Origin of the sequence: Neisseria sp. HMSC03D10, from assembly GCF_001807625.1 — a bacterium.
Classification (GTDB): Bacteria; Pseudomonadota; Gammaproteobacteria; order Burkholderiales; family Neisseriaceae; genus Neisseria; species Neisseria mucosa.
On the sequence record NZ_KV789512.1, the window covers coordinates 1 to 10,741 of the forward strand.

Here is a 10,741-nt window from a genome sequence, read left to right on the forward strand (position 1 = left end):
GTCGGGGGAAGGGCTTTTTTGCAAAGGTCTCAGAATGCGAATTTCGATTTAACTTCGGCACACCGTCCCGGCAGCTAAAAATCCTGCGGGATTGGTGTGGAATTTAGGGCTAATCTACGTCAGCCCCTTTATTTAAAGGCATCATCATCATGCACGATGACCTTATTGACATAAACCGGCTGTACCAGTGTTTCTTCATGAAAGGTAGGCGACTCTGCCTATGGCACAGATGTTTTGGTAGTCATTGGGAAGCCGACAACGTATTGTGCGCAGAATGCGTTTCTTCGCGTTGGATATCTATTTGCGGTGCCAAAGGCTCATGCTCTAGCGATGGAGAATCCTGCTTACCGGTTTCAGGCTTCACTTTGAATACGGTAGTGGGGCTTCTACCGGCTGACTTTCTGCTGGCAAAACCATAGGAGCTACAGGCTCAGATACAGACAAATACTCCTCCACATCAACCGCTTTTATCGACACTTCTTCCAGTACCGGAGCTTGCGTAGTTGGTGTAGTTTCTGTTGTTATCCGTTTTTCTACTGTTACAGGCGCCTCCGTTTGGGCTGGTGTTTCTACGGTTTCAGAAGTTTCCACCTTGGTTGGCGTTTCTACCTTTTCAGGTGTTTCTACTTGGGTTGACCCTTCTACCACTTCAGATATTTCTGCTTTGACTGGCGCTTCTACTGTTTCATGTGTTTCTGCTTTGGCTGGCACTTCTACCGTTTCAGATACCTCTGCTTTAGCCGACGTATTACTTTCCTTATTTTCTACGGGTTGTCTCTCAGCTGGCGAAGTTGTTTTTGATACTACCAGAGTCTCCGAGCCAGCATTTGTAAGACCAGATTTCTCGGTATCTGCCTGTTTGGCATCCTCAGTTTTCACACTTTCTTTAACAAGGTCGTCTGGATTTGTCTTGTCTTCAGACTTTTTACTGTCTTCCGATTGATTAGTCTGTGTAACTTCAGGATAAGGAATCGGTTCTTCTGACTTGCCTGCCGTTTCTTCCGGTTTGTCCTGTTCTGCCTTAGTTTGTTGGGATTCCGTAGCTTTTAATTTCAAATTGTCTTGTTTAGACTCAGACTTCCCTCCAGTCGAACCTGATTTCTGCTGAGTAAGCGGATACTCTCGAATAACGACTTCGGCAGGCGGAGTTTCGGTATGCGGTACATGGCAGCTCTCGCCCATTTTGATGAAATCAATCCCGGAAATCAAAAAATTGGTATTTTCCAGATTTCCTCTCAGCCTGACATAGATTGGTGTGTTTTCAGGCGTATTTTTTCTGACGCTGATGATTTCCGCTGCGGCTTCATAGCCGTTTCCGCTACCGGGGAGCAAAGTGTAATTGTTTTTCAAATCACAACTTCGAATCCGGACATAATTGTTTTGAGTGACCAACATGCCTTCCAGCTCTTTGGCAAAGGCGGTTTGAGCGGTTGCTAAAAGCAACACGCCGCAAGTAAGGAAAATGTGTTTAACCATATTTTATTTCTTAATTTTCAAAGTAATCTATTCACGCCAAAGAAAGCTTATGTCCGGCTGCGTTTAACGGAAACCGTCCCCTCAGGCATAAAATAAGTGTCTATCACTACCGCACCCACGTTTTCGATTTCGCATTCCAGCTGATAACACAAGACCATGATATTGTCTTTGGATTCAGTGAGGTGGATATCCAAGTTCCTTAATCTCGGCTCGTATTTCAACAAGGTTTTTCTCATAAAATACCGCAAGTCATGCGCGCTGGACGGCAGGTTTTTATAAACCATGCTGAGATCGGGAATCCCATAATCCGGCAGATGTTTCAAGGAACCGCTCCTGCTGTTAAGAATGCGTTGGATATTGTCCAAAACACTGCGAACCAACTGGAAGCTGCCCGGCAGGTCATCTATCGGCAAACCGTCGGAATAAAATCCGGTCAGTTTCTCATAGAGTGCGGCATCCATTATTTGACTTTCTTGACCGTCTCTTGAAGCAGGACTTTGTTATCCACCAATTCGATAACGACCGGTTTTTTATTGGTCAGCTGCTTTTTGGTAATCAACATTTTCCAAGTCTGCTCTTCCCCTACTTTGTTGTAGAAAGCGACGACGCCGACATATTTGGTGTCTTTATTCAGCGTTTCATCAAAGCTGATGGTCTCCCCCGGTCGGATGGTATATTGCTTGTAACCTTCCGCTAGATCGTTGCTCAAGATGGTTTTGTCTTGATTGAGCAAATCGCGATATGAGGCAACTTCATAATTTTGCTTGTCTTTCAACTGATACACTCGGACGACTGTCGACAGCGACTGCCCGCGCTCGTTTTGATTCAAACCGTTTCGTGCAATCAGGTCGATTTTCAAAATCTTGAGTTTGGTATAAAAAACACTTTTCGTTGCTTCAACCGTTCCATCTTTCATGCCTTGCCAAATCCCGCATCCTGAAAGCATGGCGCATAAAAGGGCTAATGAGCAGACTGACGTAATTCTGGTTTTTTTATTCATGATTTTCCGTTTTCTTGAAGTTAGTTTGAGTAAGTATAGTTCGCTATTTTTATTTGTTTGTCTTGGTGCATCGCACCTAAACCGGTATTAATCCCCAATATTTGTTTTTTTTCCAAACGGCTTTTGGGTATCCATTGTTTTTTAATATTCAGGTAAACACTCGCATCAAAACGACGACCCAAATAGAGTTTTAATAATTCGAGCAATTTTTGGTGCAATTGCTGCTTTGGCAACAGAAGCTGCGCGTTGTCAAATGTATCGGGTGTAATTTCAATACGCACCAAATGACTGTAATCTTTTATCCGTCCGCCCAAAGATGCGCTTCCCCCGTCTAACCGCAAACCGGCTTTCCCCAGTTTGCGGTCCTTCTCCAAAATGACCCACTGCGGCTGGAACTCTTTTACTTTTACGTCGGCAAAGGGAAGAAGGTATCTGACAATGCTGACAATCCCTTCTTTGGTTCGGGTTCGTTGGTAAAAAATACTGAACAATCCCAAAATCCTGCTATCCAGCAGAGGATGCATGAATTTCCCGTTGACCATGCCTTGCCCGATTAGGTGCAAGAGGGAACGCGATAGGTCATCCTGCCCCTCCCGTTGAAACAGAAACGGATAACGGTATTTTTTCCATGCTTGGAAAAACAGGGTCGTGATTCGGTGGTTAAAAATATCTAAAAATGCTGCCAGGCTTTCACTGCCGTCTTTATGTGTCGCAATATCGTTCAGGAAGTAATCCGGCAAAACCGCATCGACACCGTACAAACCTAAAAATGTCGTCCTGACAGTCGGCAGATCGGCTTCTGCGTCATATTCAACCGATGCAATCTCCCCGGAAGGGAAAGATAAAGACTTTACCCTTCTAAATCTTACGGTTGACTCGACAGCCTTTTCTTCATTTCCTTCGGCAAGGGTTTCCAGAACCCGGCAAAATTGGAAGAAATTCATTGTTGCCGCATTGCGTACAATAAACTCCCCCAATTTCTCTTGGAAGATTTCAGACGACCCGCTTTCGCGCTGCGCTTTATTTCTAGGAATCTCCCATAAGGGAAGCGTTTGCCTGTCGTTATTTTCTTTGGCGCTTTTGTGCGCCGTTTCTAAAACCGTGTGATAGTTGTTTTGCTGTCTTTCCATGTATATGTTTTCCCGGATGGCAGAGAAACAATGCTGAACCGGGTAAACAGGTTCAAATCAGCATACATTGCAAAAAATTCGTTCAATAATTCTCCGAACAAATAAATTTCCGCCTCACCGCTAAATGCGGTTGAATCAAATGTTACGGTAATATGAATTCCGCGATGGACTGCGCCACGCTCGATTCTCTGTACTGTTTCATGTTTGACATCAACAATACCATTCAGTCTGCGCTTGTTCAGCTCGTCTTCAGTCCAGTCGTAAATGGACAATGCCCCTTTCAAACTGTCGACATTCAATAGTGATAAATAGTTGGGTGACAAATGGGACAATATGCGCCATTGGAATCTATCCTCTGTCGGCGGGTAGCAAGACAATGTCGGCGTAGTAAGGTTTCTGACCATTTTGATATTTGGTTCAGCGATATCGTCGTCTTGAATTTGGGTTTCCCTCAGACTTTTACGCGGCAAAGCACCATTTGTCCCGACCACCTTCAATGAAAGCGTCTCAGTAGGCAATATGTCTTTTCTATCCCACAACAATCCGCCAAGCATGATAAATGTTTCATGTCTTCCTGATACGCCTTGCTTGACTTTGGTATGGAAATACCTTTCCGGCGCATCATATTTCATCAATCCGCCACGATGCTGGAATGAGGAAAAAGGAATATAGGGATAACGCTTACCTGTTTCATGATTAACCGCCTCTACCTCTTCGACGGAATAAACTTCAACGGCCATACCTTCATGTAACAGCGGCTTCACCTGATATTCGAACGCCTTATGATCCACTCGGATAGGCTCTGCTTCCATATCAAACAGATTGATGGCAGGCACGCAGTTCGATTTCAAACAGTCAGGAGGGAATCGAAGCTCTGAAGGGTATTGCTTGGAAAGAACCACATTCACGCTAAACTCATTAATCCGTTCCGACCACGCTCCGGCATCGATGCCCACTAAATCAATAAAGAAAAACTTCTGTTTGAAACAAAAATATTCCAGCAATAGTTGATAGCCGCTAAAGCTGTTATTGACTTTCTCCCACAACCTTTCATCTTCAGCAAATCCGACTGCCTTAAACTGTATATTGCCGGCAGATGGCAATTCGGCATGATGCAGGCTGATTCGCGCTGTCTGATTCAACAAAGCATGACGCAATGCGAAGGCAATCGGTTCATCAGCGGAAATATAAATTCTGATTTTGGAAAAATCTAAATTCTCTTTCTGTATTTGCCGGTGGATACCGAAAGTTAATTTGATGACGCTTTGACCATTCGCATCATAATCCAACAATGTATGCAATATGCTCAAAGGCTGGAGCGCAACATCAGCAGTGGTCCGATACAAGCATCTGGTTAATCTATCGTTGATATTGATAGGTTCGGACTGAACGGACAATCCTTTTTTAACGACTTGCCCTCCTTGCAACTTTTTATTATCCGGAATCAATTCCAAAACAGTCAGGGAAGGAATCATCCTCAGATAATGTGGCCACAGCATATGGACCAACCCCTCCGTCAATTCCGGAAAGTCATCATCTAATTTTTGTCTGATTCTCCCTGTCAAAAAAGCAAAGCCTTCAAACAGTCTTTCTACATAAGGATCGCGCGTACCTACTCTGTCTAAATTCAGCATTGCGGCACGATCAGGGTGGGCTTTTGAAAACTCTAATCCCGCCTCTTTGAGATACCGCATCTCTTCTTCATAATAGCGTAATGTGGGATCTGACATAATATATGCTTAATAAATTAATTCCAATGCACGGACAACATCTGCCTGCATCAACTCTGTCCGTAAAAATTCGAGCTGTCCGACTGCCTCAATATCTTTATTATCAAGGTTTTCACTTAATAGTTGATACCAAAGAGCATACACTTCAAACGTAAAATGTCTGTCCCACTCTTTAACTGTCAACACTTGCATCTGCTTCGAAGCCTGTTCCAACAGTTTCACTGCCCAGTCCGCCTTTTGGGCGCTTACAGCCAACCGAGCCATCATCACCCATTTCTTAACCTGCCCCGAACCTGTCTGCCACTCCGGTAATGTTTCCAACCAAGCAAATGCAGCGTCTAAACCGTGTTCTTGTGTTTGCAACAGCGCCTGTTGCCAGTAACTTTCTTGATTTTCTGTCTGAGATGGCGACGCTAACACTGCTTTTTGAATGGCTTGACTACTCGTCTGCTTGCGCGCGGACGACATGACCTTTTCTTCCAGCCATTTAAGCGTATCAGCCGATACGAACGGGAATCCGTTATCAAAACTCAAGCCGGTCAGGCCTTCGCATCGGGTCAAGAAGGATTTCAACTCAAATAGCGATGAATCAACTTGGGAAAGATATAAACCACCCAATGCCTGCTGACCTTGCCATGTGTAATATTGCAAATCCAGCCAATAGTGATTAGCACCTTCCAAAAAAGCCGCTTCCACTTTATCGAGCAAATCGCGCCATTGCTGCTCCTGAATCAAACGATTCAGATTTGCCAATAAATCTGCCCTTGGAGCCTTCAACCGCGTCTGACCGTTTTGATGCGGAGGAATGCCGTTCAATCCGCCCCAACGGACAGCCCGAATCATCTTGTTTGCAGACCAATAACCATCATCCTGTTCTCTCAAGTAGGCAGCGTTAATCCTGACTTGGTCAAGCAAGGCTTTAGAAGAGTTAACCTTTGTGACAGTCAGACTTTCAGACGACCCTCGACTCTCTTGATGAATTTGCGGCGTTGCCACTTGCTCAACAGGCGCACTGGTCTCCTGATTTTGGCTTGAACTTGTTGGAGAAGATGAAAAACGAACAGATGACTCTTCAAAATATTGCAACAATGGAAATAAGCTGGGGCGTACTACCTCTTCCCATCCCTCAAAGTAATGTTGCAACGACATCAAAGCCGATAATGTCCGCTTAAGTTCCGTAGAATCGGATAATCCCACGTTCTTAAGCGTATCCAGCACCCTTTCGCCGGACAACCAATTTAATGCATTACGTTTTTGTACAGGCTTTTTCGGCCATAGCGACTGATCGAATTTTTGCAGCAACCCGCACAAAATCTCCAAGCCGTCTGAAAAACCTGCCAAGCCTCTGTCTCTCAGCGAGGCAAAAATGTAATAGGTTGCTACCCTCAGGTCTTTAGATTCACGCTTCAGCAAGCGTTCTGAAGCATCCAAAATCAATCGGTAGTCCATACCCGAAAGTTTGGCCAACTCAATTTTGATGGCTTCAAAATCATCTGTATAGGCAACATCCTCGCCGCAAGGATGGTCGTCTGAAACAGGCTCCAACCATTCTTGCCAGCGATGGATATTGTTATCGGTGATAGATGTACCTTCATCACCGAGTATCGGCTTTACCCATTGGGGTAATGTCATCATTATTTAACCTCAAAAATCTTATTCGGCAGATGGATATTTTTCAGATCCAGCAGTCCCAACGGTCCTTTACCGGAATTGGTCCGCATATAGAAGCGCATCAATTTGTCTTTTTCCAGTGGGAACTCAACCAAATAGGTACTTCCATCAATCGGTGTAACCCTGGATTTTTCAAGCATACGGATGAAACCGAAACGTCCGCTGATTTCCTGAGTTTTACGCATACCTTCTGCCTCGGTTTCCCAAGAAATACGCAAACCGGCATTGCTGACATCACCCGGCCATTTGAATGGCTTCCACTCTGTCTGTTGGTTGAAATAATTCAATGATTGACCATCAACAACCAAGTCGAATTGAACAATCCCCTGAGTAGACGTCGGCTTAAGCTCAAAGCTGTAACCACCTTCTCCGTTGACGAAGAAATCCTCAGAAATCGCACTCAATTTATTCAGCTGTTGCAACAATCCCGGATTGACTTTCAATTCGCTTCCCGGTGCCACAATCCATTGATTGCCTTGTTTGGTCAAAACACCTGCCAATTGGGTCGTTATAAACTGATTCAATGCGCCTTTGTTGATATCCAAGTATTTTGCCAATACGGGAATCGAAACTTCGGTTTCTGATTTGGCAAACGGATATCTGCCGCCCAATTCAGACTGCATAGGATTAACAAAATTGCTTGCCCACAGATTATTGATGTCTTTTTGGGCCACACCTGCAATCGAATCCCATACGGAATTAAATGGCAAGACAAAAACGTTGCGCGCAAACGGCAGCAATCTGTCGCCCACACCAGCTTCAATCAAACGCGCATACTGCATACCTTCAAGAAATTCATTGTCTCCGCCGTTCAAAACACCTTGCACGGCCGATCTGGCTACACCACCGGTATCGGAAGAAGACGCCATTTGAATCAAGCGTTGTTTAATGGTCGTCACTCGCTCAAGGTAGCGTTGCAGGCTCAAATCGCTCTTAGGATTGATTTGTGCATCAATCAATTGCAACAAGGTTTCAAATTCTGCTTCCAACGGTCCTGCCAGATAATCATTGACTTTACCTTCCAAAGCATTGATGTGTTCAGCTTGTGAATTTAGTACCGTATCAGCAACCCTACGCGAGCGTGCAGACAGCTGTCTTGCCGCTGCACGTTTTGCAGCATCGGTAACCGCTGGATTCACGTCGATTTTTTTGCTATCCAACTGGCTGCTTTCTTTTATGGCATGAAACAATGCCACTAATGGCGAGCGTTTGGGATCCGCATAAACATGAAGTTGGTTTACCGAGTCCAAATTAGTCGCCCTAGGCTGCCATGTAATGCTGTTCATCATGTCATACCAGGCAGCAGCATATTCTTTGAAATAACGTTCTTTCAAACTGTTAATAGCCGCTTCCGTCACCGATGCCTGATGCAGATTTCCACCCAGCACCCAATCGTTACTCTTACTGTCGTTGGCAGCTTGCTCCAAAGCAGGTTTGATGTATTTTTCCCAGCCTTCGATTGTATACACGCGAGGCAAAGGTTTACCAACATTCCAAATGCCTTTCAAATCCTTATTCAGCAGCTCTGCCAATGTAATGGTTTTCAGCTTGGCATCCGTACCTTGTACGATGCGTTTGTATAACTGCTCACTGCCTTGGTCACGGTTGATCCAATCCACTAAAATCTGACGGCTTCGTGATACCAATTCAGACTGCTCCGTCTCAAGCCAACCGGAATGGGTGGCCATGCGTGGTACGAAGAATTGAGCCAAAATCTGTGCATCTTTGGCAGAAACATTCTGTGCTGAAAGCATTTCCACCAACTTTTTCGTCAGGAATTCAGCATCTTTTTTGTCTTTGGTTTTCTCCACATGAGATGTCATCATCAAATATGCTTTCAAGTCTTGATAAGAACTGTCTTGCAGTTCGAAGTCGTCCGGAATCTGCCCTTCGAGCATAGTCAAACCATCCAACTTATTCGCAAAGAATACGGTAGCCGGGCGGCTGACGACATCTTTAACCAAAATACCGTATTTACGATACGCGGCAGCCAACAACTCTTTTCTATGTTCATAGCCCAAGAACTTGGCTGTATATTGCAAGAAATCCCTGCCGGATTCCATTTCGGTAATACTCTGTTGCAGCTTGACTAATGCTGCAACTTTTTCCGAGCGTGATTTTGCCTTCTGAATGCTTTCCAAATCAGCATTCAGACGACCTATATCTTGATAACTGCTGTGTGCCCCCACTGCAAACACACTACCGACCAACAAAGCTACGGCACTCATCGCCAGATAAGTTTTTTCCGTTTTGGACAAATGCAGTTTCTTACCAGAACCCAAAACAGACAGATCATTAAACGCACGGTAAATCAGATCTCCTGATTGTTCAGGATTATTGGTTTGAATAAACGAAACGCCGGCAACTGTATCCAGTTTTCCCAAACTCCGTTTTTCAGCAGCAATATGATCCGCCAAAGCCTGACTTTGGGAGGGCAAGGTGGCAGACAGTTTTGCAATAGGTGTTTGGCGCAAATCTTCCTCAATTAGCTGCGTACCCAATGCTGCCAACTGGTTGGCAAACTGATCCAATTCTTTCGCCAACTCCGTTGCTGATACAGTCGAACCATATTTCAAAGCATGGCTGATGGCTGATGGCATTTCATCGGTTTCATTGGTCAGATACACCTGATTAATCGGCAGCTTCCATCCGAGCTTTTTCATTAACTCGGTCAATTGCGCAGCATTTTCGTGAATTGAGGATTTTGCCTGAAGCGAAACAATGCCTTCGGCAGGACGTTTACCCACGCCCCTCAGATATTGCCAACCGCCTGCAGGCTCCATGGCTTGTGCATCAATCCAAATAGCCGGTGCGGTTTCCACCCACAACTGACGGCGGATATCCGGTAAAGAGGCTTCCAGCAAGGCAGTGTCTTGGGTGACCACAAAAATCCAAGGCTTACGATGTTTTTTATATTGCTTGGTCAGCAAGTGGATATGTCTCAACTGCTCCCAGCGTTCCGACACACCGATCAAATGGGTAGATTCCGCACTGTCACCGCTTAAATCTTCGGGATTCAGATGCTTCAAATTGGAATGTCTGTCGGACACGCCTGACCAAAGCATTCGCGTCAACAGAGGGATAAAGAATATCAACGAGGTCACTACTGTGATACATGCCCAAACAACCGCTTTGGCTGCAGATGTATCAATTCCGAATTTATGACCTAAAAAGTAGAGTAAGACTGCACTGACGATGCTTAGAATAATAACCACTATGCCAGTAAAAATTGGCTTCATAATAACTTCCGAAAAATAAACTTAAAATCTAAAAACTTAATCTGTATTTTGAATATCAGAACTTTTGAATTATTAAGATGAAAGGCTTTTTGCCAAACCTGCCCCGAATCAGGCATGCGCCCCTAAAAACCTGTGACACTAAAAGGATTATGCAATTTTGTATCTTATTTCAGACAACCCGGCACTTTAACTCCGTGCAGATTCCATTCCCCTTAGTCGCTTCCGACAGTCGGCATACTGCTGATCAAAGCGCAGCCGCATGCAGTTTTACAACCGTCCACAGCGACATCGCGCCCTTTAAACGACATATATTGACTGCCTTCGATAATCGGATTGGTTCCATGCCCAGGTATGGGGCAAGAAACCAAATCGCCTACCAGAGCGGCAGGCTTTCCTTCAATGACCATATCCGAAGACGCTTGAACCACAACGCCTCCATGAGTAGTCGAATCTCCCAGCCTGATAATATAGTGGATTAACTTTAAACCAGTACGG

At 44.8% G+C, this 10,741-nt stretch carries 8 protein-coding genes and 1 pseudogene; 1 reads left to right on the forward strand and 8 read right to left on the reverse strand.

All coding sequences use genetic code 11. From position 1 onward, the window contains the following. Window positions 1–107: pseudogene (locus HMPREF3066_RS12720) on the forward strand (IS1595 family transposase); the annotation flags it as partial. Between the two features lie 253 nt (window positions 108–360). On the opposite strand, the gene HMPREF3066_RS03305 reads toward HMPREF3066_RS12720, so the two are convergent. From HMPREF3066_RS03305 to HMPREF3066_RS12080, 8 genes are all read right to left on the reverse strand, one after another. Next, a complete protein-coding gene (locus HMPREF3066_RS03305; RefSeq protein ID WP_321178898.1) occupies window positions 361–1,476 on the reverse strand; it encodes a hypothetical protein in 1,116 nt (371 codons plus the stop codon). Between the two features lie 47 nt (window positions 1,477–1,523). Beyond that, window positions 1,524–1,937 carry a type VI secretion system baseplate subunit TssE gene (tssE, locus tag HMPREF3066_RS03310; protein WP_003758401.1) on the reverse strand — a complete coding sequence of 138 codons (414 nt, stop codon included), beginning with the start codon at window positions 1,935–1,937 and terminating at the stop codon, window positions 1,524–1,526. Continuing rightward, window positions 1,937–2,476 (reverse strand): type VI secretion system lipoprotein TssJ, encoded by a 540-nt coding sequence (gene tssJ / locus HMPREF3066_RS03315; protein ID WP_003765178.1) that lies wholly within the window; start codon window positions 2,474–2,476, stop codon window positions 1,937–1,939. The genes tssE and tssJ overlap by 1 nt, the downstream gene beginning before the upstream one ends. A gap of 20 nt (window positions 2,477–2,496) precedes the next feature. Then, window positions 2,497–3,606 carry a type VI secretion system baseplate subunit TssG gene (gene tssG, locus HMPREF3066_RS03320; protein WP_060974590.1) on the reverse strand — a complete coding sequence of 370 codons (1,110 nt, stop codon included), beginning with the start codon at window positions 3,604–3,606 and terminating at the stop codon, window positions 2,497–2,499. Continuing rightward, the gene (tssF, locus tag HMPREF3066_RS03325; RefSeq protein ID WP_070440432.1) at window positions 3,570–5,336 is read right to left on the reverse strand and encodes a type VI secretion system baseplate subunit TssF; all 1,767 of its coding nucleotides are present in this window, start codon (window positions 5,334–5,336) and stop codon (window positions 3,570–3,572) included. The genes tssG and tssF overlap by 37 nt, the downstream gene beginning before the upstream one ends. A gap of 9 nt (window positions 5,337–5,345) precedes the next feature. Beyond that, window positions 5,346–6,971, reverse strand: coding sequence for a type VI secretion system protein TssA (gene tssA / locus HMPREF3066_RS03330; RefSeq protein ID WP_070440434.1), 1,626 nt, complete (start codon window positions 6,969–6,971; stop codon window positions 5,346–5,348). Next, window positions 6,971–10,246, reverse strand: a complete 3,276-nt coding sequence (locus tag HMPREF3066_RS03335) for an ImcF-related family protein (RefSeq protein ID WP_070440435.1) — start codon at window positions 10,244–10,246, stop codon at window positions 6,971–6,973. The genes tssA and HMPREF3066_RS03335 overlap by 1 nt, the downstream gene beginning before the upstream one ends. 212 nt (window positions 10,247–10,458) lie before the next feature. Then, entirely contained in the window at window positions 10,459–10,722 is a 264-nt protein-coding gene (locus HMPREF3066_RS12080) for a PAAR domain-containing protein (protein WP_080614207.1), read from the reverse strand. Window positions 10,723–10,741: the final 19 nt, after the last annotated feature.

Bases quoted from the DNA above. Each gene is read 5' to 3' on its own strand.
- HMPREF3066_RS03305 (WP_321178898.1), bottom strand. From the start codon at position 1,476: ATGGTTAAACACATTTTCCTTACTTGCGGCGTGTTGCTTTTAGCAACC.
- tssE (WP_003758401.1), bottom strand. From the start codon at position 1,937: ATGGATGCCGCACTCTATGAGAAACTGACCGGATTTTATTCCGACGGT.
- tssJ (WP_003765178.1), bottom strand. From the start codon at position 2,476: ATGAATAAAAAAACCAGAATTACGTCAGTCTGCTCATTAGCCCTTTTA.
- tssG (WP_060974590.1), bottom strand. From the start codon at position 3,606: ATGGAAAGACAGCAAAACAACTATCACACGGTTTTAGAAACGGCGCAC.
- tssF (WP_070440432.1), bottom strand. From the start codon at position 5,336: ATGTCAGATCCCACATTACGCTATTATGAAGAAGAGATGCGGTATCTC.
- tssA (WP_070440434.1), bottom strand. From the start codon at position 6,971: ATGATGACATTACCCCAATGGGTAAAGCCGATACTCGGTGATGAAGGT.
- HMPREF3066_RS03335 (WP_070440435.1), bottom strand. From the start codon at position 10,246: ATGAAGCCAATTTTTACTGGCATAGTGGTTATTATTCTAAGCATCGTC.